This window comes from Pseudomonas sp. MWU12-2319, from assembly GCF_023242525.1.
Classification (GTDB): domain Bacteria; phylum Pseudomonadota; class Gammaproteobacteria; order Pseudomonadales; family Pseudomonadaceae; genus Aquipseudomonas; species Aquipseudomonas gingeri_D.
Genome location: NZ_JALJES010000023.1, coordinates 78,037 through 101,395, shown reverse-complemented (window position 1 = coordinate 101,395; position 23,359 = coordinate 78,037). Strand labels below are relative to the sequence as shown.

Below are 23,359 nucleotides of genomic sequence, written 5' to 3'. Positions count from 1 at the left end.
AACGCCAAAAGCTTCGCGGGCAAGCCCTGCTCCTACAGGTCCATGCCGTACAAAAGATCTGTGTCCGACGCTGAGTTTGGCTTGTCGGGACGCCGCATCGCAGCGAAGAGGCCCTCAACGCCGCCCAAACTGCTGCCGGTACTCAAGCGGGGTCAAGTCGGTCAGTTCCTTGAACATCCGCCGCAAATTCGAATCACTGCTGAACCCCAAATCAGCGCTGATGGTATTGACCGCCGTGGACGTCAGCATCAGCCGCTCACTGACCTGGTTGAGCTTGATACAACGCGCATAGGCCGCCACCGCAACACCGGTTTCCGCACTCACCCTGCGCGCCAACGTGCGCGGGGACAAACCCAACTGCTCCGCCAACCGCTGCACGGTGATCTGTTCCGCCGGCGATTGTTCAACGCACCGGTGCAACTGCCGCAACAACGAACTCGACTGCTCGATCAGGCTCATCGCCGCAAAGGCCGGATGCGCCTGGACCGGACGCGCCAACACCATCAATTTGGCCAGGTCGTGAAACAGCTCCTGACCGATCGCCCGCTCGATCAACGCCTGCGCAATCGGCAAATAGCCCGTCACCCCGCAAGCCGTCGCAGTCGACGGATTGATCACCCAGTGACGTTGGCTCTGCCAGTCCACCTTGGGATAACGCTGAGCCATGGCACCCGCCAGCCACCAGGTCACCGTCGCCGCCTGCCCCTCCAGCCGCCCGCTCGCGGCGATCAGGCAGACACCCGTGCAATAACTCCACAACTGCACCCGCTTCGAACAAGCCGCCAAGGCCAACACCAAAGCGTTGTTATCGCTCACGACCTTCTCGACCTGCCGGGAAGACTCGGCCCAGAAGCCGGCAATCAGCAGCGCATCAACGTCCGCCTCCGACAAGGCCTGGGACACCTGCAACGACACACCACCGGCACATGCCACCGGGCCTGCCTGCAAGGCGACAAACACGGTTTCGAAGAGCGTCTGCGAAGCGCGACGGTTGGCGGCATACAAAAGATCGGCAAAGGCCAGCAGCCCCGACGGTATGCAACCCGGGTACAGCAGTAATCCAATTCGAAGAGGCCGGCTCATGGCAGAAACTGAATCCATTATGTCCAATCCCGCCATTCTGCGTGACCGCCCGGTCGAAGACAATGCAACCTCTTCCCAGAGGTATGAGCATGCACATCCATCAGCTACGCAATGCGACGATTATCCTGGAGTTCGGCCGCCATCGTATTCTGGTCGACCCGATGCTCGCGCGTAAAAACGCCCTGCCATCGTTACGCGTATTTCGCGCCAGGAATCGCAACCCGCTGGTCGAATTGCCGGTATCGGCCACGGAGGCACTCCAGTCGGTCACCCATTGCCTGATCACCCATTGCCAGAAAGGCCACTTCGATCACCTCGATCGCGCCGCGAAAAAATGGCTGCGCGACACCGGCACACCGGTGATCTGCACGCCCCACGACGCGGCCTATCTGGCCACCCACGACTTGAACGTGCAGCCGCTGCCCAGCGATCACGAACACCCCAGCCCCTTCCTCGATGGTCAGATCCGTACGGTTCGCTGCACCCACGGCCAGGGACTGGTGGGCAAGCTGATGGAACACGGGGTGGGTTATCTGATTGAAATGCCCGGCGAGCCCAGTCTCTATCTGAGCGGCGATACCCTGCTCACCCCGACCGTCAAGGCGTTCGTCGCCGAGCATCGGCCACAGTTATCCGTCGTGCCGGCGGGCGGCGCGCGTTTCGATCTGGGCGGGGACATCATCATGGGCATTGAAGAGGTGATCGAGTTCACCCAGCGGTCAGCGGGCCTGGTGATCGCCAATCACCTGGAAGCCCTCAGCCACTGCCCGGTGAAACGCCGCTCGCTGGCCGACGCGGCGCAGGTGGCCGGCGTCGAAGCGCGCCTGCTGATTCCCAGGGATGGAGAGGTCTTGACCTTCCCCACCGCCGGGTAACCCCCAATACTGCGCGGCTCGTGGGCCGCGCCGGGGATGGCGGTTAAGGCTTGTGCGCCCGCGACAGGAACTCGTGGGACTGCATTTCCAGCAAACGGCTCAAGGTGCGCTGGAACTCGAAGTTCAAGCGCCCGCCGGTGTAGAGATCCTTGAGTTCCACTTCCGCCGAGATGATCAGCTTGACGTTGCGGTCGTAGAATTCGTCGACCATGTTGATAAAGCGCCGGGCGATATCATCGGTGGTGACGCTCATCTGCTCGACACCGCTGAGCAACACGGCATGGAAAATCTTGCCCAGTTCGATGTAGTCGTTCTGGCTGCGCGGGCCGTCGCACAGTTCGCGGAAGTCGAACCAGGCCACGTCGTCGCAGGTACGGATCGCGCGGATCTCGCGATTCTCGATCATCAGTACGTCGTTCTCGACGGCCTGGGTGCATTCCGGCGTCAGCGCGCGGAAGCTCTTGCGCAGGCTTTCCTGGGCCGCTTCGTTCAGCGGAAAGTGGAACAGCTCGGCCTGCTCCAGGTGCCGCAGGCGATAGTCGACGCCGCTGTCGACGTTGACGATCTCGGTGTTCTGCTTGATCAGGGCGATCGCCGGCAGGAAGCGCGCGCGTTGCAGGCCGTCCTTGTACAAACCGTCCGGCACGATGTTCGAGGTGGCCACCAGGGTCACGCCGTTCCTGAACAGCTCTTCCATCAAGGTGCCGAGAATCATCGCGTCGGTGATATCGGAAACGAAGAACTCGTCGAAACAGATCACCCGGGTCTCGGCGGCAAAGCGCTTGGCGATCAGGGTCAGCGGGTTTTTCTCGCCGGTCAGGGTCTTCATTTCTTCGTGCACCCGCTTCATGAAGCGGTGGAAGTGCGTGCGGGTCTTTTCCTTGAACGGCAGCGCTTCGAAGAAGGTGTCCACCAGGTAGGTCTTGCCGCGACCGACGCCGCCCCAGAAATACAGGCCCTTGACCGGCGCCTGGTCTTTCTTGCCGAACAGTTTGCCGAGCAGGCCCGGCTTGTTCTGCGAGGCCGCGATCAGGTCGTCGTACAGGCGCTGCAAATGGCGCACTGCCGTTTCCTGGGCCGCGTCGTGAAAGAACTCGGGGCGTTTCAGATCAGCTTGATATCGTTCTAGGGGCGTCATAATTTCGTTAGCAAGGTAACAAAAACGGGCCGTCACTTTAGCGACGGCCCGTGGGAATGGCAATCAACCCTTGGTCGGGAAGGCCTCGAATCAATCCTGTGCCGGGGTCAACGCGACCCGCAACGCCTCGATGGCCGCGTCACGCGACACTTCGTCGGCGAACTCGGCGCTGTCGGCCACGCACTCGCCTTCCAGCCAGACGCTGAAACGCCCGGCCTCGCTGCGAATATCCAGGGCCTGGCCGGCTTGCAATTGCTTGGTCACCGCACCGGCGGCCTTGCCATCGGCAAAGTGCCGCGACAACAGCAGTTGTTCGCCATCGGCGGCCAGCAGGCGGAAACGGAAACTGCCGTCGTCTTCCCGGAAGCTGACAAAACGCGCAGCCTTGGCGGCTTTCTTCTTGCTGCTCGCGGCCACCTGGGTCTGGTTGACGAAGGAGCGCAGGCCCACCGCCTCGCGCAGTTCGCCGAGGAACGGAGTGGCGACGCTACGGGCTTTCTTCGCCCCGGCCTGGAGAATGTCTTCCAGGTCCGACGGACGGGTGATCAGCTCGTGATAACGCTCGCGGGCCTCGCCCAGATCGTTGTCCAGCAGGGTGAACAGGCGGCTCTTGGCTTCGCCCCAACCGAGGCCCGCCAGCAGCTCGCCACGGAATTCGGCAGCCTGCGCCGGGGTCGAAAACGCCTGGAACAGGGTGAACAGGTGCGAATTGTCCGGGTCCTTGGCTTCGCCCGGCGCACGGGAGTCGGTGACGATCCGCGAGATCGCCTCCTTCATGTCCTTGGCGCTGCTGAACAACGGGATGGTGTTGTCGTAGCTCTTGGACATTTTCCGGCCGTCGAGGCCCGGCAGCGTGGCGACGCTTTCCTCGATCAGCGCTTCGGGCATGACGAAGAATTCCTTGCCCTGGCCGAACAGGTGGTTGAAGCGCTGGCCGATGTCGCGGGCCATTTCCACGTGCTGGATCTGGTCGCGACCGACCGGCACCTGGTGGGCGTTGAACATCAGGATGTCGGCGGCCATCAGCACCGGGTAGCTGTACAGGCCCATGGTGATCCCGGCATCCGGGTCTTCGCCGCCTTCGACGTTCTTGTCCACCGAGGCCTTGTAGGCATGGGCACGGTTCAGCAGGCCCTTGGCGGCGACACAGGTCAGCAGCCAGGTCAGCTCGGGGATTTCCGGGATATCCGACTGGCGATAGAAGGTCACGCGGTCCACATCCAGGCCACCGGCCAGCCAGGTCGCGGCGATTTCCAGGCGCGAGCGCTGGATGCGCAGCGGGTCATCGCACTTGATCAGGGCGTGGTAGTCGGCCAGGAAGTAGAACGAATCGGCGTTGCTGTCACGGCTGGCGAGGATCGCCGGGCGGATAGCGCCGGCGTAGTTGCCCAGGTGCGGCGTGCCCGTGGTGGTGATACCGGTAAGGATGCGCGTACGTGTGGTCATGGAGGGTCGCTTGTTCAATTCGAGAGGCGCGGCAGGATCAGATCCTTGAGATCGGTCAGCTTGCCGTGGAAAAAGTGTCCGCATTCTGCCACTTTCAGCAGCTCATGGGGACGTTCCAGCGCGGCGGACCAATCATAGACAAGCTGCGGATCGATGACTTCGTCGGTTTCCGGCTGGATCAGGGTCAGCGGACAGTTTTCCGGCAGACGGTCGACCGCCTGCAAACGCATGACCGCCGCGGCCACCAGGAACAGGTGCTGCAAGGTCTGGCCCTGGGCTTCCAGGCGACCGCCGAGGCTCGCCGCGACAAAACCGCCAAAGGAAAAACCGAACAGGGTCAAGGGCAGGTCCGGGTGCCGTTCGAGCAGCCATTGCGCGGCGGCCTGGGCGTCATCGACTTCGCCGTGGCCCATATCGTGGCTGCCGGCACTGGCGCCGACGCCGCGATAGTTGAAGCGCAAGGTGATCAGGCCCGCATCTCGCGCCGTGCGCTGCAGGGTCGAGACGACCTTGTTGAGCATCGTGCCGCCCTGCACCGGATTGGGGTGGCAGATCAGCGCCAGGCCCCGTGGTTCGGGGATATCCAGGTACAAGGCTTCCAGTTGGCCGACAGGGCCATCGATCAATACAGGGGTTTCACGCATCAGCAAGGAAGGAACTCCGTGACCTCTCAAGGGGTCGACTCGTCTAGCTAAAAGTCTGTGCCTGACATGACTGCGACCTTAAGATCGCGGTATACAGCGCAGGTCCGAGCCGTTAACGTAAAGCAAAGCCGTTTATAGAGGAAGGACTCGTGGAACACTCGCTCTTAGTTTGGTTGTTGCCGACTCTTGCCCTGGTTGCCGGTGTCGCCATTGGTTTCCTGGTCGCCCGTCTGGTTCCGAGTGCCGCTCCGAGCAGCACGCAGCGCCAGTTGGACGATATCCAGGAACGTTTCGACAGTTATCAGAACGAAGTGGTCACCCACTTCAACAGCACCGCGAACCTGGTGAAAAAACTCACCCAGAGCTACCAGGAAGTGCAAGACCATCTCGCCGAGGGTGCCAACCGCCTGGCCCTCGACGAACAGACCCGCCAACGCCTGCTCGCCGCCCTGCACGCCGATGCGGTACAGAGCCCTCGGGAACGCCTGACACCACCGCGCAGCCAGGAGCCGCCACGTGACTACGCCCCCAAGGCGCCCAATGCGCCCGGCATGCTGGATGAGCACTACGGCCTGAAAAAATAAGCCGGTTTCCAGCGCTATTAAAAAGCCCGCCCGATCAGTGATCGGGCGGGCTTTTTTACACCAGGGGTTCAGTCAGGCAATCAAGGGTATTGCTGCACCGGCTGACCGTACTGCTGGCCCTGCTGGTATTGCGGCTGACCTTGTTGCTGGTACTGTTGGCCCTGCTGCTGGTACTGCGGCTGGCCTTGTGGCGGATACGGCTGAACTTGAGGTTGGCCCTGAGGCTGGCCGTAGTTCTGGCCGGGAATCGCCTTCAGGTTGACCTCCACCCGACGGTTCTGCGCCCGACCGTTGACATCGGCGTTGCTGGCCACCGGATTATCCGGGCCGGCACCGCGAGCCGAAAGATTGGCCCCGCTGACCCCCTGGGAGGTCAGGTAGTTGGCAACGCTCTGGGCGCGGCGCTGGGACAGGTCCATATTCAACTGGCGACTGCCGGTGCTGTCGGTGTAGCCGACGATTTCGATCTGATTCTGGCTGAACTCCTTGAGGGAGTTGGCCAGGTTGTTCAGTGGCTGATAGAAGCTGCTGGCGATCGCATCGGAGTTGGTTGCGAAGGTAATGCTGCCGGGCATGATCAACTTGATCTGATCACCCTGGCGCTGCACCTGGACGCCAGTGTTGGCCATACTCTCGCGCAGTTTCTTTTCCTGCTGGTCGGCGTAGTAGCCGTAACCGGCACCCGCCAGGCCAGCCAGGGCACCACCGATCAGCGCTCCCTTGCCATGGTTCTTGTGGTCGATCAGCGCACCGGCCGCGGCCCCGGCCAGCACGCCAATGCCGCCGTACTTGGCGGTGTTGCTCATGCCCCCTGAGCTTTGTTGCTGCTGTGCCTGTCCCTGGCTGTCATACGGGTTTGGGTTTTGCGATGCACAGCCGGACACGAGGGCGACGGCGGTAGCGACGATAATCAAGCGACGCGAGGTGAACATGAATCAGGCTCCTACTCATTTAAGGTGCAACAGTCGATGACAATAGACTCCTGCTGGCCTTGGAACATGACGAATGGTAAAAATTCCATGAAACTTTTCAGCCGCGCACAAAAGGGTTCTCACGCATCTCCTCGCCCAGGTGGGTGTCGGGGCCGTGCCCGGTGACCACCGTCGCCTCTTCGTCCAGGGTGTACAGACGCTGCTTGATCGAACGCATGATCGTGGCCTGGTCGCCGCCCCACAGATCCGTGCGCCCAATCCCGCGACGAAACAGCGTGTCACCGGCAATCAACAGTTTGGCCTCGGCAAACCAGAAGCTCATGGAGCCCGGGGTATGCCCCGGCGTATGCAGGGCCACCCCGCAGCCGCAGGCCAATTCCTCATCATCGGCCAGCCACTGGTCCGGTGACGGCACCGGTACGTAAGGCACGCCGAACAGGTTGCATTGCATTTCCAGGTTGTCCCAGAGGAACTGGTCTTCCTTGTGCAGGTGCAGGGTCGCGCCGGTTTTTTCCTTGAGTTGGCCGGAGGCCAGGAAGTGATCCAGATGCGCGTGGGTATGGATGATGCTGACCAGTTTCAGCCCATGGGCTTCGAGCCGGGCGAGAATCAGTTCCGGGTTGCCGCCCGGGTCGACGACAATGGCCTTTTTCGTGATCGGGTCGCCGATCAGCGTGCAGTTGCACTGCAAGGGGCCGACGGGGAAGGTTTCGCGAATCAGGCTAGGTTTTGCAGCGTCCATAGGTGTTCACTGTGAAGTTAGTAGGGTTTGATTCAGCCCGGGGTTCATTCCTGCTGCTGGGGACAATACTGTGTCTGGCTTAATTCATCGCTGTTCACGCCGGCACGGCCACTGCCCTTGGGCACGAGCAACACCAACACACCAGCGATAACTTCTAGAATCCCACTCCCGACGATGACACTGCCCGGTTCGAAGCGCGCATAAAGCGCCGCGCCACACGCGCCGGCAATCAGGATCGAGGCCCCCATCGCGGCAAAACGCAGCCTGGCCAGACCGGCGATTTCGCTCTGCCTGAAAGTGGTTTGAATCAGCAGGATAAACGAGATATCGATCACCGGACCGCCAAGCGCGGCCAGACCGGCGCCGAACATCATGCCGGCCAGGACGTGCTCCGCCGGCAGGTACAGCACCGCCGCGCCAATGATCGCAATGCCCAGGCCATTGAGCACCGAACCGAAGCTGAAACCACCATACAGGCGACGGATCTGCAGGTTGCCGACGACAAAAATGCCGATCAGGTTGCCCGCGCCATAAGCCCCCATGATCAGGCCGTAGACAGCAAAGCCGTGGAAGCCAAAGCCCTGGATATCATACTTGACCACCGCCAGCGCCATGCCGATGGACATCCCCAGGCTCCAGGCGACGTTGCCCAACCCGGCACACACATACACCACCTGCATCCGCCGCCGGCCGACCAGGCTGCGCCAACCGGCGGCAAACGCGGCGCGCCGGCTGATCATTTTGGCCGGTTGACGCGGCAGGGCCTTGCCCAGCTTCATCAGCGCCCAGGCCGAGATCAGGAACGTCAGGCTGTTGAGGGTAAACAGTTGCTCCAGCGGAATCAGCAGGGTGATGGCCGCCGCCAGCATCGGCCCGATCACCCGCGCCACCCGGAGGATCACGTCGAACAGCGCGTTGACCGCCTGCAACTGCCCCGGCGCCGCGACAATCCGGGGGAGGCTGGCGCGCAACGCCGGTTCGAACAGGGAGTTGACGATCATCATCAGCATGACCGGTATCGCCAGGGTCCACAGGCTCATAAAGCCCAACGCCCAAGCCAGCATCGGTATCAGGGCAAACCCGGCGCGCACCAGATCGGCGCCGATCATCGTGCGTCGATGGTCCCAGCGCTCGGCCCAGATCCCGCCCAGCAATGCCCCCGCCAATGCGGCCGTGCCGCGCAAGGCACCGAGCCAACTGGCATCGCTGCCCGCGACCTGCACCGCCATCCAGGCAACAGCAATCGCGAACAACTCATCACCGATGGCCGAGAGCGCCAGCCCTCCCCACAGCAAGGCCACCGGTCGCTGCAGTAAAGGTCTAAACAGTTTCATCAAGCATGCGAGTCCAATCCCTCTCCAAACCAGGACCAAGGCTCAAGAGAACGGCCCCGAAGCCACCTCCCTGGGCGAATCCCCTCGATACCCGGTGCCAAACGCCGTCTGCAACTGCTCGACACTGCGCACCAGCAGTTCCTTGAGTTCCGGCAACCATTGCGGGTCCTCCAGCACCCGCAGCACCGCCGCCGCATCACCATACATCAGCTCGCGTTCAAGGGCACTGGCACGCTGCGACAAGGCCCGCGCACCGACAGTGCCGGAACTGCCCTTGATCGCATGCAGCACCGCCGCCACCGCCGGCCCGTCACGGTCCTGCAGGTGTGTCGGAAGCAACGCCAGGTGTTTTTCCAGCTCCGCGCCAAAGGTGTAAAGGACGGTGCAGATCAGTTCGAGATTGCCACCGAAGCGGCTCATGATCGAATCCCGTGGTTCGATCACCGACTCCGTCGAATACTGGCGCACCTCACTCATCATCAACGGCTGAGGCGCCTCGCGCCCGGTCTGGACGCGCAACTTCAGCACCAGTTGTTCAAGGTCGATGGGTTTGCTCACATGATCGTTCATGCCCGCCGCCATACAGGCCTCACGGTCGCTGCTGGAGGCGTTGGCGGTCATCGCCAGGATCGGCAACAGGGCAAAATGCGGGTGGCGACGAATCCGCCGCGTCGCTTCCAGGCCATCGATGTCCGGCATCTGGATATCCATCAGCACCGCATCGAACGGCGTCGACGCCGACATCACCTGGCTGACGCCCTCCAACCCACCTTCCGCCAGGATGACCTGGGCACCTTCGCCCCTCAGCAACTCGTCGGCGACCTGACGGTTGAGGGCGTTGTCTTCCACCACCAGCAAGCGCAAGCCGGCCAGGCGCCGGGGCCTGACCGGCCCGGGCAAGGCCTCGGGTAGCGGCTCGCTGGTGCTGAAGGCACGTTGGACCGCATCGGCCAACTGCCGCGGCGTCACCGGTTTGGTGAGAAAGCCCACAAAGGGCGCATCGCCTTCGTGGTGTACATCCGCCAGGACCTCACGCCCGTAGGCGGTAATCATGATCACCATCGGTGGCGGCGCGGCCCGTTCCTGCAAGCTGATCAAGCGGGCGGCGCTGAGGCCGTCCATATCCGGCATGCGCCAGTCCATCAGCACCACATCGTAGGGTTCGCCGCGTAATTGCGCTGCGCGCACGGCCTCGACCGCCGCCGTGCCACCGCTCACCGTGTCGGCGGTCCAACCCAGGGAGCGCACGGTACGCAGCAGCAGTTCACAGGCCATGGAGTTGTCGTCGGCTACCAGCAGGCGCATCGTCGAATCGACACCGGGACAGGACAGCCGCAGGGCCTCCTCGCGGGCCACATCCAGGCTGATATCGAACCAGAACCGACTACCGACCCCCACCTCGCTCTCGACCAATAACTCACCGCCCATCAGGCCGACCAGGCGCTTGCAGATCACCAGGCCCAGCCCGGTGCCGCCGAAACGGCGGCTGGTCGAAGCTTCCGCCTGGGCGAAACCGTCAAACACCCGCTGCAGTTGTTCGGCACTGATACCGATGCCGGTATCGCACACCTCGACCCGAACCTTCACCGAGCCCGGCAGGCGCTTCAACTGTCGGATACTGACCACCACCTGGCCCTGCTGGGTGAACTTCAGGGCGTTGCCGGCCAGGTTGATCAGCACCTGCTGCAAGCGCAGGCTGTCGCCCACCAGGCTGCCGGGCAGGTCGGAGTCCAGGTCGAACATCACCTCGACTTCCTTGCTGCCCTGGTTACCCGCGAGCACCACCGCCAGGTCGCGCATCAGCGGCTCGAGCTCGAAGGGGTGGGGGTCCAGGCGCAGTTTGCCGGCCTCGATCTTGGAGTAGTCGAGGATGTCGTTGAGCAGCCCGAGCAGCGATCTGGCCGCCGTCTGGGCCTTGACCACGTAGTCGCGCTGGCGGGCCTTGAGGTCGGTGTGCTGGACCAACTGCAACATCCCCAGCACCGCGTTCATCGGCGTGCGGATTTCATGGCTCATATTGGCCAGGAAGAACGACTTGGCCGCACTGGCGCTGTCGGCCTGGTTCTTGGCCCGCAGCAGATAGGACTCCAACTCGCGCTGGGCGGTGATATCGCGGTTGATACCGGTGACCCGCAGGGCTTGCCCCTGGGCATCACGCTCGACCTGGGCGCCGGCCTGAATGAAACGTATCCGGCCGTCCGGCGCCTGCACGCGGAAGATCGGGTCATACACGCCCTCCCCGGCGACGGCGGCCGCCAACTGCGCGGCGGCCGCCTCGACGTCCTCGGGGTGAACCCGCTCGTACCAGTGCGCATAGTTCAAGCCGTTATCACGCAGGGTCAGCGGCTGGCTGTAGAACTCGAACATCCGGTCGTTCCATTGCAAGCCATTGTCCGCCAGGGTCCAGGTCCAGATACCCAACTCGGCCACATCGGCGGCCATCAACAATTGATCCCGGATCACCCGGCTCGCTTGCAGACTCAACTCAAGCTGATGCTCGGCGGCCTTGCGCTGGGTGATATCGACGGCGATGCCCAGGTAACCGATCAATTGCCCTTCGTCGTCGCGCAGGGACGTCACCACCAGGCTGACCGGCACATGGGAGCCATCCTTGCGCACATAGGTCCACTCGCGGGTCTCCGAGTGTTCGAACTCCGGCTTGTGGGTAAAGACCCTGAAACCTTCGATGACCTGCCCATACTCAATGCTGAGCTCAGCCCCACGGCGGGTGACTTCCTGTTCGAGATGAAGGAGTGCCGGCGTGGTCTTGCCCAGCAACTCTTCGGCGCGATAACCGAGCATATGCTCGGCGCCTTCGTTGAACACACTGATCACATCGTCCAGATCGGTGGCGATGATCGACACCTCGGAGGCCGAACGCAGCACACTGCTGAACAGCAGATTGATCCGCCGCAGCTCCGAGGTGCGTGCCGCCACCTGCTCTTCGAGGCTGGAGTTGAGTTCGAGAATCCGCGCCTCGGCGGCCTTCTGCGCGCTGATGTCGCGAAGAATCTTGGAAACACCGACCACCCGACCGTGTTCGTCGCAGATGGGGGAAACATTGACCGACACATGGATATTGCAACCGTCCTTGCGCCGCCGCAGGGTATCGAAGTTGGTAATCGTCTCGCCGAGTGCGATACGCGCCAGGATATCGACCTCTTCCGGAGCCAGCTCGGGCGGTACGATCAGCTTCACCAGCGGCAGGCCCACCGCCTCCTGCGCGGTATAACCCAACAGCTTCTGCGCCCCCTTGTTCCAACTGGTCACCACACCTTGCAGAGTCTTTCCGATGATCGCGTCCGCCGAGCCCTCGACGATCGAGGCCAGCCGCGCCTGCTCGGTGATCACCTGCAGACGACGCTGGGAGCTGATCCCGGCAATGGCCGCGAGCGCGGCCAGTAGCAAGGTCGCCAGGACACCGAGGAAAAACACCACCGTTGGCGACACCAGGTGCAGGCGCTGGGCGAACAGCGGCAACGCCTCCAACTGGACCTGCCAGCGCCGACCGAAGATGTCGCGCTCCAGGGTTTGGGTCATCAACCCCACCGGCTGCGCCCCCGCCGCATAGCTCGTCTGGTAGAACTGCTGCTCCTTCCCCGGCACGGTAATGTCCGTGAGCCGCAGGTTCACGGCCTCGCTTTCCGGTAACAAACCGCCCAGCACACTCTCGATCAGCAAAGGTGCGTAGCCCCAGCCCACCACCGCCGCCTCGCGCTCCGCCTCGGTGGGCGGGACGATACCGTCCTTGTAGATCGGCAACAGGATCAGGAACGACTGTTCCGGGCTGCCCAACGCCTGTACCAGCGTGATCGGCGATGTGATGCGCGCGCTTGCGCTACGTGCAGCCCCCCGGGCTGCCTCGGCCCGGTCGGCCTCCGAGGCGATGTCCAGGCCGAAGGCCGCCGACTGATCGGCGTTCGGCTCCAGGTACTGGATCACATAGAGGTCGCCGTCATGAGGCGCAAACTGGCGAATAGTGAAGTCCGGTGCACCATCGGCCCGGGCCCGGCGCACAAACGCATCCAGTTCCTGAACCGGTACCCGGCGGATAAAGCCGAACCCGCGGGCCCCGGGAAACTCCTTGGGCACGTCACGCATCTGGCTATAGCGGTGGAAAATCTCCCGCGTCATGCCATCCACGCCGGCGGTGATCATCGCGCCACGGGTACCGCGCAAGCCGTACTGGTAAAGCTGCAGCCGGGTCAACACCGACTGCACCGCACTTTCGGCCTCGGCGTCGAGGGCTTCGCGGGTACGTTGCTCATTGCTATTGTGCAGGATCAGGCATCCCACGACCGTCGCCACCAGCCCAAGGGCCAGGATCATCGCGACACGCCCATTCAGGGCAGACAGGCTAGCTCGTTTCAACACTGGGGCTCCCTTGAGCAGTGCGGCGATCCCGAGGGTCGGGATATCGATCGGCGGCAACTGGCCCCACGGCCCTCATGCCGTTCGTGGCCATGAAGACAGGAAGGCGCATATCTGGGTAAACGGAATTGGTCGGCAATACAGATAGCCCTGCATGATCCGGCAACCCCGTTCCAGCAGGAGGGCGGCCTGTTGCGGGGTCTCCACGCCTTCGGCCACCAGTTCAAGGCCCAGTGCCTGCCCCAACTTGATGATCGCCTCGACAATGGCCAGGTCGCTCTTGTCGGTAAGCATGTCGCGTACAAAGCTCTGGTCGATCTTCAACACATCGATGGGAAACCGCTTGAGATAGGCCAGGCTCGAATACCCCGTGCCGAAATCGTCGATGGCCACGTGCACGCCCAATTCCTTGAGCGCCACCAGGGTTTCGCGGGCGTTGTCGATGTCCCGGGCCAGGACCCCTTCGGTGATTTCTAGCTCCAGCCAGCGCGGCTCCAGGCCCGAGTCGAGGAGGATGCCCTTGACCATGCCAAGGAACGACTCTTCGCGAAACTGCACGGCGCTGATGTTCACACTGACGCAGACCGGATAGCCCAGCTCATGGAGTTTGCAGGTGTCCTTGCAGGCCTGGAGCAGCACGTATTTGCCGATGGGGATGATCAGCCCGGTTTCTTCGGCCAGCGGAATGAAGTCCGCTGGCGAGACCAGGTTGCCGTCGCCGTTGCGCCAGCGGATCAGTGCCTCCATGCCGACCACGCACTGGTCCTGGGCATCGACCTTGGCCTGGTAGAACACCTCGAACACCCCCTCCTCGATGGCCGCGCGCATATGCCGTTCAAGCAAGTGGCGGGCACGCATGCCGCTTTCGATACCGGGAGAAAAAAACAGGTAGCGGTTACGCCCCGCCAGCTTGGCCTGATACATCGCGGCGTCGGCATGTCGGTAGAGCGATTCGAGATCATCGCTGTCTTCCGGGAACACCCCGATGCCGATACTGGCGCTCAGGTCGTAGCGCGTGCCCTGCAATGAAAACGGGCTGGAAATGGCCGCCAGCACCTGCTCGGCGAAATCGCCCACCGCCTCGAAACCGTCCACCTCCGAGAGCAGGATGATGAACTCGTCGCCGCCTTGGCGACTGAGGGTATCCATGCCGCGCAGGAGCATCGACAGGCGCGTCGCCACATATTTGAGCATCTGGTCGCCAACCGAATGGCCCATGGAGTCGTTGATAGCCTTGAAATTGTCCAGGTCCAGCAACAACATCGCCAGCCGCCCGTGATCGCGTCGGGCCATTTTCAGCGCCTGCTCGGCACGATCCTGCAACAGCATGCGATTGGGCAAGCCGGTAAGGGCGTCATGGTTGGCCAGGCGCTTGGCTTCGTTGCGCAGGGTGATATGAGCGTTGATATGCGCCCTGGCCACCGGGATATTCAGGGGTTTCTGGATAAAATCGATACCGCCGTAGCCCAAGGCCTGGAGCTCGTAATCGGCCTGGGCATGGGAGGTAACGAAAATCACCGCGGCGTCGGACAGCTTGGGATCGGCCTTCAGCGCCTTGCAGACCTCAAAGCCGTTCATGCCGGGCATCTCGATATCCAGCAGGACCACATCGGGACGGCATTGGCGTGCCACTCGCAGCGCTTCCTCGCCACTGGTGGCGACATGCACCTGGGCCAGGTCCCGCACCGACTCGCGGAGAATCATCGCTTCGGTCGCCTGGTCGTCAACGATCAGGACAACCGGAGAGGGACTAAATGTGGACTCGCGCATTCCTTGCTCCCAGGCAATTCCTTTGTAATTCATGACCAAAGAGCGCTGACGTGGCGCCGTTCCTCCCCCCTCGTCAGCCTTCAGTCGTTCAAGGCGTTGAAAGTGAGTGCTGACGTCTATTGGTTATAGCTGACGCAAGGCACATAGCCACCCCGTCGAAGCTTCTTCGACGGCTCGCGGGGCGAACGGTAGGCCGAAGCGCTCAGCGCGATTCGCCCAGCAACCCCAGCTCCTGCGCCCGCGCCACGGCCTGGGTCCGCCGCTCGACCCCCAACTTGCTGTTGATATGGCTGGCATGGGTTTTCACTGTGTGCAGGGAAATGAACAACTGGTCGCTGATCTCCTGGTTCGAACAACCCTGGGCGATCAAGTGCAGGACCGCCAGCTCACGGGTACTCAGACTCTCGACCGGCTGCGCCAGTTCCCCCGCTTCACGCACCGTCGGGGCCGGCAGCAGCGCCAGCAGGCTTTGTCGCAGCGGCGTGTCGGGGCCGTGTAACAGTTGCTCGCGCATCCACTCCGGATGCGCCTTCACCAGGGCCTGGAACGGCAACAGCGCGCCGCCCGTGGTGGCCTCCACCGCGCGGGCGAACAGCGGCCGGGCTTCGGCCTCCCGCGCCGTCGCCAGCAACACCAGCACCCACTGGTTCCAGGCCATCACGCTGAGCAATTGGCCGCCGCTGGCCTGGCCCTGCTCCACCAGCTTAGCCAACCGCTGCCGCGCGGCCGCCGGTTTGTCGCGCAAGGCTTCAAGCAACGCCTGCTGCAACTGGATATGCAGGGGCAGTTGCAGATGGAACTCCGGTGCCGCCGCCGGTTGATCGCCGTTATAGGTCTGTTCCAGACGCCCCAGCCAGACTTCGGCCAGGTCGATACGGCCCTGGGCCAGCCACAGTTGGCATTTCATCAGGGTGATCATTGCCAGGTAGTAGATCGGCGGCACGTCCCAGATATGCATCAAGCGCTCGGCCTCGGCCAGTTCGGCAAAGGCCTTGGCGAACTCGCCATTGCGCCCGTCCTGGCTGGCAATCACGCAATGCCCGACTAATACGCTGATATCCCGGCAGGCCCGCGCCTCGTGAAGGCCGGCAAGCAGGCGAATGCGCCCGGCTTCGGGTTGCAGGCGCAGGGTCAGCAGATACCCCTCGTACAGCGTCAACCGGGCACGGGCGGCGTACAACCGCTGGGCGGATAACCCCTCCAGGCGCCGCAAGCCCTGGCGGACCTCATCCAGCGCGCGCAGCACCTCGCCACGGGCCTGGAGTACCCGCGCCCGGTCGTAATGGGCCAAGGCCTCGAACAAGGGGTTACCGACCCGCTGGGCCAGCTCCAGGGACTCACGATTCAGGCCACGGGCGCGCCACAGGTCGCCATCGGCAATCGCCAGGTTGGACAGGGTCGACAGGCACACCAGGCGCTGGCCGTAACGTTTATGCGGCAGGCTGAGCAAGGCTTCGCCGCAATAGGCCTGGGTCTTTTGGCGATCGCCCCGACCACGGGCGATGATCCCGCTCAGGGCCAGCCATTGCGCAAGCATGGACTTCTGCGCCGTGGCCGAAGGTGCGGGCAGGAAGCGGCTCAGATGGCTGGCCAGTTCTTCGGCCGCGTCCAGCTGGCAGGCCAGGCCCAAGGCCCAGGCATAGAGCACGATCAGCCGCGGCGTGCTGACCAGCAGGCGGTCGGGCAAGTCGGTTTTCCAGCGCAGCAGCATGCCGACGTTCTGCTCGGCCAGCAGTTGTTCTTCCGAGAGGTTCTGCACCAGGTTGGCCGCCACATCCAGATGCCCGGCGCGCAGTGCCTGTTCCACCGCTTCATCGAAAAGGCCCTGGGTGCTGAACCAGCGGCAGGCCCGCAGATGCAGGCTGGCGGCGGGGACCAGGGCATTGCTCGGCGGGCGGCTGCGCAGCAGGTCGGAAAACAGGTGGTGATAACGGAACCAATGGCCGTGTTCGTCCAGCGGTACCAGGAACACCTGGTGTGATTGCAGATAGCTGAGGATCTGCGCACTGTCGTGGGATTCGCGAATCCCGTCGCACAGTTCGCTGCAAAAGCGCTCCTGGGGCGCGGTGTCGTAGAGAAAGGCCTGGACCTCGGGCGGCAGGCAATCGATCACCTCCTCCAGCAGGTAGTCGCGAATCAGCCCGGTCCCCCCTTGCAGGACCTGGGGCAACGCCATATCGCTGCTGGCCTGGGCGGCAGCCAGCAGCCAGAAGCGCAGGCCGGCCACCCAGCCCTCGCTGCGTTCGATCAGGTTGTTCAGCGCTTCGCCACGCAAGGAACTGCTGTGGCGCTCGAACAGGTCCAGGGATTCGTCGTGGGTCAGGCGCAGGTCCTGCTCGTTCAATTCCAGCAGTTGCCGCGACAACCGCAGGCGCGCCAGGTGCCACTCCGGCCGCTGTCGACTGGTGACCAGCACCAGCAGACCGGCGGGCAGGTGATTGAGAAAGAACTGCAGGCAACGATCCAGCACCGGGCCCTGGGCCAGATGGTAGTCGTCGAGCACCAGCAACAGCGGCGCGGTGCTGGAGAGATGCAATGCCAGTTCGTCGAGCAGGCCGTCCAGCCATTCCTCGAAAGCGAAGGGTTGATGGCGCTGGCGCATTTTCAACAGGCCCAGCGCCTGGCTGCCGACGCCTGGGAAGTAATGTTGCAGGCCATCGAGCAGGCGCTCGAGGAAACGCCCCGGATCGTTGTCCCGCGGGCTGAGCCCCAGCCACAGGCTTTGCCAATGCCCGGGCAGGCCCTGGCAGAACTCCACCGCCAGCGAACTCTTGCCGAAGCCGGCCGGGGCACTGATCAGCAGCAGGCGGCCGTGTAACCCGGCGCCGAGGCGTTCGCACAGGCGCGGCCGCAATACATAGCCGTCCGGCAGTGGCGGACGGTAGAAGCGTCCTTCCAGGGCAGGTATGGCCGGGCCCACGGGACCTTGCACACGGGACAGATCAGTCATGGCCGGCTCTTGTTGAAGGGCTGTTATCGGCAGGCAGATGTCCGCAGACTAGCGGTAAAAAGCGCCGTAATGAAGGCTTATTGTCGTAATTTTGTCGAAAAGCATCGAATCTGAAATATTTAGCCACACATATCCCGCGAGCAAAAAAACGCCCCGAATCAGCCGGGGCGTTTCAACGCAGGATGCGCCTGCGCTTGCAACGGGGTTTCAGCGAACGCCGTCCTGGCGCAGGGCGGCCGGGGTGAAGTCGCTGGTGGTGGCGGTGAAGCCGAAGTCATATGCCTGCTTCTCTTCGTTCTTCATGCCCAGCGCCAGGTAGCGGCCGGACTGCAGGTCGTAGAGGGTTTCCAGGGCGTACCAAGGCACCTGCTTGTCGTAGTAGTTCTCGGCATGGGCTTCGGCGACACGCCAGAGCTGACCGCGACCGTCGTAGTGGTCGATCACCGCCGCCTGCCAGGTGTCTTCGTCGATATAGAAGTCACGCTTGGCATAGATGTGCCGCTGGCCTTCCTTCAAGGTCGCGACCACGTGCCAGACGCGGCGCAGTTCGTAGCGCGCCAGGTCCTGGTTGATATGCCCGGCCTTGATGATGTCGGCGTACTTCAGTTGCGGCGAATCGAGCTTGTAGCTGTCGGAGGCGATGTACATCTCCTTCTTGCCTTCTAGCTTCCAGTCGTAGCGGTCCGGCGCGCCGTTGTACATGTCCAGGTTGTCGGAGGTGCGCAGGCCGTCGGCGGCAGTACCCGGGCCGTCATAGGAGACTTGCGGGGCCCGGCGCACACGGCGCTGGCCGGCGTTGTAGACCCAGGCCGAACGCGGTTCCTTGACCTGGTCGAGGGTTTCGTGGACCAGCAGCACGCCACCGGCCAGACGCGCCGGCGCGGTCACTTTCTGCTTGAAGTAGAAGAGAATATTGCCCGGGTTGGCCGGATCGTAGTCCTTCATCTTGTCGCGGAAGACGAACTGGTCCTGGAAATACACCAGGCTGTACGAACCGTTGGCCTGGGGCGTGGCCTGGGTCACCAGGCGGGTCACGCTGCCGCCGCGATAGCGGGTGATATGGTTCCAGATCACTTCCACACCGCTTTTCGGGATAGGGAACGGCACCGCGGTCTTGAAGTTTTCCAGGCCGTTGCCGCCGCTGACCAGGTTGGTCCTGGTGGCGTTTTCCTTGATCGCGGCAAACACATCATCCGGTACGGTGGCGCCGCGATGGGACGGGTAGACCGGCATCTTGAAGGTCTCCGGGTAACGCTTGAACATCGCGTATTGCCCCGGGGCCAGCTTGTCCTTGTACTGCTCGACGTTCTGCGCGGTGATGATGAACAGCGGTTTTTCATTGGCGTAGGGGTCTGAGAGGAAACCCTTGCTGTCGACCGTGCCGATGGTCTTGGCCATCGGCGTCCAGGCCGGGATGGTGCCGGCGGCGTTGCCGGCCTTTTCCGCGCCCATCGGGGTCAGGCTTGCGCCCAGTTTCGCCGCCTCGTCGGCGGACACCGCCGCCATTACGCCGGTGGCCAGCAACGACAATCCCAACACACCGACCTGAAGCAGATTCTTGGTGATTTTCATCTTGTTGTTATTCCTTCAAGTGCAACGGTCTTAGAAGTTCATGCCAACGCTCAGGGCCACGAAGTCACGGTCATCCACCGTGCTGTAGTCGCCGCCGAAGAAGTTGGTGTAGTTCAGGCTCGCGGTGTAGGTGTTCTGGTACTCGGCATCGAGGCCCAGGCTGACCGCCTTGCGCCCTTGTTCGAAGTTGCCGCCAGGGCCCGGCGAGTAGCCTTTCACGTCATGGGACCAGGCCACGTTGGGCTTGAGGTTCACCCCGGCGAAGACATCCGGGTATTCCCAGATGGCCCGGGCGCGATAACCCCAGGAGGTGGCGGTGGTGAAGCCGTCGTTGTTGCAGTTGGTGCTGCGGTTGCTGGCATCCGCGCCGGGACCCGCGCCAGCGATGGTGCTGCCATTGAGGGTTGGGCAAAAACCATTGGGCAAGGTGCCCGGCCCATAGACCGGATCCCGACCGTAGCGAACCTTGTCACGGCTTTCCAGACCGCCCACATAGGTGATCCCCGCTTCACCGACGAGGGTCAGGCGACTGGCCCCCATGACCTGGTCGAAGAAATGCGTGAAGGTGGTCTGGAACTGGGTGATTTCCTTGCGGTTATAGCCGTTGATCGTCTGACCCGGCGAGCCCTTGAGGATCGAGGCATTCCCCAGGCCCGGCAATGGCGTGACACCGGCATAGAGGATATCGGTGGAGCTGATCTGCACCGGCGCATTCGGCCGGTAGCTCAACTCACCGCTCCAGGCCGTGCCGGTGGGCAAGGTGGTGGAGAAGCTCAAGCCATACAGGCGGATATTGTCCGGGTACTCCATGAAGTAGCTGGAGTTGCCGGCCACCACCAAGGGGGCCGCGGCACCGAAACCCGGAGCAGCATTGAAAACCGCCTGGGAGGCGCCCTTGGCACTGAAGATCGGCGCGCGACTGTGGTAGTTCATGAAATAGGCGCCGAACTCGGTGTCCAGCGGCTCGAAGTTGTAATGCATGGCCAAGCCGAACTGACCGCCGCTGCTGGGATCCTGGTCGGGCGTGCGCCGAACCAACACACCCTCGCCGTTGATATCGACACCAAACGGCCGTAGGCCTGCTTGCTGGGCCGGACTGATCGTGGCGGTCGAATTCAAGACCCGCAGGTTGTTGTTACAGCCATGGGAGGAAATATCCGACTGCGAGAAGAAGGTGCCGCAGTTGTCGGTGACCGTCGCATCCCAGCCGATCTGGTAGAAGCCTTCCGCCGAGAGGTTATCGGTGAGGCTCTGGTTCATGTAGAACATGTTGACCGGAATCAGGCCTTCCTTGATTTCGGCCCCCGGACGACGGAACGCGGACACATCGATCGGGTTGATCGCATTGATGCCGCCACCGATAAAGGTACTTTCACCCCAGCTCACCACCTGCTTGCCCAGGCGCACCGTGCCCGGCAGGTCGGCAATGCTGTAGTTGTGATAGGCGAAGGCATCGAGGATTTCCGCGCCGGAAGAGCGGGCACCTTCCTGGCGACCGTCGTTGCTGACGTTCTTGAAGTCGAGGTCCTGGTTCTGCAAGGCGAAGTCGTACCAGTACTTGCCACGCACGAACACGCCGGTATCGCCGTATTTCAATTCAAGGTCATGCACACCCTTGAAGATCTTCGAAAAAGTGTCCCCGGCCTTGAAGTTCTGGTGCCCGTCATCGGAGGTCTGCGACAACCCCGCGCCGCCATTGTTGACGCCAATCAGGTTTTTGTTGGGATTCTGCGTCGACCAACTGGCCCCCAGGGACAGGGACGAGTCGAAGCTGCCTTCGATTTCACCGACATTGAAGCTGACGCCAAAGGCGGGACCGGCGAGTGTAGAGGCGAGGCTGACGGCCAAGGGCAGTTTCGCCCGGCGCCAGAACGGGTTTAGCGCGATCATCGACATACTCCATGTGCTTTATTGTTTTGGCAGTGAGTACCTTCAGGAACGCCTCGGACGAAAGGGAAGCAGACACTCCCAACCCTCGCCCGAAGTGGCGGCTTATCGCTGGCCCGCCCCACTCCTGAAAATCCGTCAGCGGACTATATCCAGCAGGTAGTACCGCTTGATCCCTCTAAAGTGTGATTTGCACCCTGAGGTCACTGCACAAACAATGCGTTCGCCAAACCGCTGAAAAGCGGCGGGCAAGAATGACTGAAAATTCGGATTCGACAAGCCAAGCACTTGCTTGGTGGGGCTGCCACGCCCTTTCGGGCGTGGTGGGGACACCTCAAAGGGTCGAGAGGAAGCTGCTGTTGCTGGCCTGCCATTGAACGATATCAATACGGATGCGCTTCTTGTCCAGTTTACCGACGCTGGTCTTGGGAATTTCCGTAACAAGGGCGATCTGACTCGGAATCGCCCACTTGCTCAAGTGCCCCTGCTCGACGAAGGGCTTGAGGTGTTCCTTGAGCTCCCGGGCACCGATTTCATGGCCTTCACGCAAGACCAGCAGGGCAAACGGACGCTCGCCCCATTGCGGATCGGCAATGCCCACCACCGCGACTTCACGTACCGATGGGTGGCGGCTGACCAGGTCTTCCAGGGCCAGGGAGGAGATCCACTCGCCGCCGGTCTTGATCACGTCCTTGATCCGGTCGCGGATATCGATCACCCCCAGGCTGTCGAGGGTCGCCACGTCGCCGGTGTGCAGCCAGCCGCCGGCCCAGAGCTCGGCGCCCTTCTGCGGTTCGTTGTAATACCCCTCGGTCAGCCAGGGCGCGCGCAGCACCAGTTCGCCCTGGGTCTCGCCGTCCGCCGGGAGGAAGTTGCCGTCCTCGTCGACAATCGCCGCCTCCACCAACGGCCCGGGCACGCCAGCCTTGATCCGGTAGGTGGTGCGTTCGTCCTCGCTGCCGGCCATCAATTCTTCGCTGAGGTGGGCACAGGACACCAGCGGACCGGTCTCCGACATGCCATAGGCGGCGGTCAGTTGAATGCCCCTGCTCTTGGCGGTCTCATACAGCGTGCGGTTCAACGCACTGCCGCCGATCACCATCTTCCAGCCCTTGAAGTCGGTGCCCTGGGCCGCCTTGGCGTTGAGCACCATCTGCAGGATGGTCGGCACGCAGTGGGAGAACGTGACCTTTTCCTTGCGCCACAGCTCCACCAGCAGCTCAGGGTCGTAGCGGCCGGGATAGACCTGCTTGAGCCCGAGCATGGTCGCCACATAGGGCAGGCCCCAGGCGTGCACGTGGAACATCGGGGTGATGGGCATATAGACGTCGTTGGTACCCAGCAGGCGCACGCTGTCGATACTGCCCATGATGGTCGCCACGCCCATGGTGTGCAGCACCAGTTGGCGATGGGTGAAGTACACGCCTTTCGGATTGCCGGTGGTCCCGGTGGTGTAGAAGGTGGTGGCGACCGAGTTCTCGTCGAAATCCTCGAAGTCGTAGACCGGACTCGCCGCCGCCAGCAGTTGCTCGTATTCACCCACCAGGTTCGGCAACTCGGCGCTCTTGTCCTCGGTGTCGGTGAGCAGCAGGGTCTTGTCCACCGTGGTCAGTTGCCCGGCGATCGCCTGGTACAGGCCGACGAACTCGCTGTTGACCAGCACGAAGCGGTCCTCGGCGTGGTTCATGGTGTAGAGGATCTGCTCGGGCGAGAGGCGCACGTTGATGGTGTGGATCACCGCGCCGATCATCGGGATGGCGAACATGCATTCCAGGTAGCGATGGCTGTCCCAGTCCATCACCGCGACGGTGTCGCCGGCCTTGACCCCCGCCGCCGTCAGTACGTTGGCCAGGCGGGCGACGCGCTCGCTCAAGGTCGGATAGCTGTAGCGCAGCTTGTCGCGATAGACGATCTCGCGGGTTTTCTCGTAGCGGCTGCCGGACATCAGCAAGCGCTTGATCAACAGGGGGTATTGATAAGCCCCTTCGGCGGGCGGAATGATACGAGTCTGCAACATGGAGCTTCCTTGGT

15 protein-coding genes are annotated in these 23,359 nt (G+C 62.7%); 2 read left to right on the top strand and 13 right to left on the bottom strand.

The genetic code is table 11. From position 1 onward, the window contains the following. Positions 1 to 114 precede the first annotated feature (114 nt). Positions 115 to 1,101, bottom strand: a complete 987-nt coding sequence (locus tag M5C01_RS28590; RefSeq protein WP_248746377.1) for a helix-turn-helix domain-containing protein — start codon at positions 1,099 to 1,101, stop codon at positions 115 to 117. 71 nt (positions 1,102 to 1,172) lie between these two features. Between M5C01_RS28590 and M5C01_RS28585 the strand changes: the two genes are divergently transcribed. Continuing rightward, on the top strand, positions 1,173 to 1,958 hold the full coding sequence (locus tag M5C01_RS28585) for an MBL fold metallo-hydrolase (RefSeq protein ID WP_152741187.1): 786 nt from the start codon (positions 1,173 to 1,175) through the stop codon (positions 1,956 to 1,958). A gap of 43 nt (positions 1,959 to 2,001) precedes the next feature. Here the strand turns inward: M5C01_RS28585 and zapE are convergent, their stop codons facing one another. The 3 genes from zapE to M5C01_RS28570 all read right to left on the bottom strand — a co-directional run bounded on the left by zapE (position 2,002) and on the right by M5C01_RS28570 (position 5,186). After that, complete coding sequence (zapE, locus tag M5C01_RS28580) at positions 2,002 to 3,096, bottom strand: cell division protein ZapE (protein WP_103494505.1); 1,095 nt, start codon at positions 3,094 to 3,096, stop codon at positions 2,002 to 2,004. Positions 3,097 to 3,186: 90 nt separating this feature from the next. Beyond that, a complete protein-coding gene (locus M5C01_RS28575) occupies positions 3,187 to 4,542 on the bottom strand; it encodes a tryptophan--tRNA ligase (RefSeq protein ID WP_103494504.1) in 1,356 nt (451 codons plus the stop codon). Between the two features lie 14 nt (positions 4,543 to 4,556). Beyond that, complete coding sequence (locus M5C01_RS28570; RefSeq protein WP_152741237.1) at positions 4,557 to 5,186, bottom strand: alpha/beta fold hydrolase; 630 nt, start codon at positions 5,184 to 5,186, stop codon at positions 4,557 to 4,559. Between the two features lie 149 nt (positions 5,187 to 5,335). Here M5C01_RS28570 and M5C01_RS28565 point away from each other — a divergent pair, with 149 nt between their 5' ends. Then, positions 5,336 to 5,770, top strand: a complete 435-nt coding sequence (locus M5C01_RS28565) for a DUF1043 family protein (RefSeq protein ID WP_103494503.1) — start codon at positions 5,336 to 5,338, stop codon at positions 5,768 to 5,770. A gap of 80 nt (positions 5,771 to 5,850) precedes the next feature. On the opposite strand, the gene M5C01_RS28560 is transcribed toward M5C01_RS28565, so the two are convergent. The 9 genes from M5C01_RS28560 to M5C01_RS28520 all read right to left on the bottom strand — a co-directional run bounded on the left by M5C01_RS28560 (position 5,851) and on the right by M5C01_RS28520 (position 23,345). Beyond that, complete coding sequence (locus M5C01_RS28560) at positions 5,851 to 6,702, bottom strand: OmpA family protein (RefSeq protein WP_152741188.1); 852 nt, start codon at positions 6,700 to 6,702, stop codon at positions 5,851 to 5,853. A gap of 97 nt (positions 6,703 to 6,799) precedes the next feature. Beyond that, entirely contained in the window at positions 6,800 to 7,444 is a 645-nt protein-coding gene (locus tag M5C01_RS28555; RefSeq protein WP_152741189.1) for an MBL fold metallo-hydrolase, read from the bottom strand. A gap of 44 nt (positions 7,445 to 7,488) precedes the next feature. Then, positions 7,489 to 8,778, bottom strand: coding sequence for an MFS transporter (locus M5C01_RS28550; protein ID WP_103494500.1), 1,290 nt, complete (start codon positions 8,776 to 8,778; stop codon positions 7,489 to 7,491). A gap of 42 nt (positions 8,779 to 8,820) precedes the next feature. Next, positions 8,821 to 13,107: a hybrid sensor histidine kinase/response regulator gene (locus M5C01_RS28545; RefSeq protein ID WP_248764422.1), complete on the bottom strand. Its 4,287-nt coding sequence runs from the start codon at positions 13,105 to 13,107 to the stop codon at positions 8,821 to 8,823. Positions 13,108 to 13,224: 117 nt separating this feature from the next. Continuing rightward, positions 13,225 to 14,919 carry an EAL domain-containing protein gene (locus M5C01_RS28540; RefSeq protein ID WP_152741190.1) on the bottom strand — a complete coding sequence of 565 codons (1,695 nt, stop codon included), beginning with the start codon at positions 14,917 to 14,919 and terminating at the stop codon, positions 13,225 to 13,227. A gap of 202 nt (positions 14,920 to 15,121) precedes the next feature. After that, positions 15,122 to 17,869 carry a LuxR C-terminal-related transcriptional regulator gene (locus M5C01_RS28535; protein WP_152741191.1) on the bottom strand — a complete coding sequence of 916 codons (2,748 nt, stop codon included), beginning with the start codon at positions 17,867 to 17,869 and terminating at the stop codon, positions 15,122 to 15,124. A gap of 207 nt (positions 17,870 to 18,076) precedes the next feature. Continuing rightward, positions 18,077 to 19,441: a DUF1329 domain-containing protein gene (locus M5C01_RS28530; protein WP_152741192.1), complete on the bottom strand. Its 1,365-nt coding sequence runs from the start codon at positions 19,439 to 19,441 to the stop codon at positions 18,077 to 18,079. A 30-nt stretch (positions 19,442 to 19,471) separates the two neighbouring features. Continuing rightward, positions 19,472 to 21,331, bottom strand: a complete 1,860-nt coding sequence (locus tag M5C01_RS28525; protein WP_152741193.1) for a DUF1302 domain-containing protein — start codon at positions 21,329 to 21,331, stop codon at positions 19,472 to 19,474. A gap of 331 nt (positions 21,332 to 21,662) precedes the next feature. Then, the gene (locus tag M5C01_RS28520) at positions 21,663 to 23,345 is read right to left on the bottom strand and encodes a fatty acid--CoA ligase (protein WP_103494495.1); all 1,683 of its coding nucleotides are present in this window, start codon (positions 23,343 to 23,345) and stop codon (positions 21,663 to 21,665) included. Positions 23,346 to 23,359: the final 14 nt, after the last annotated feature.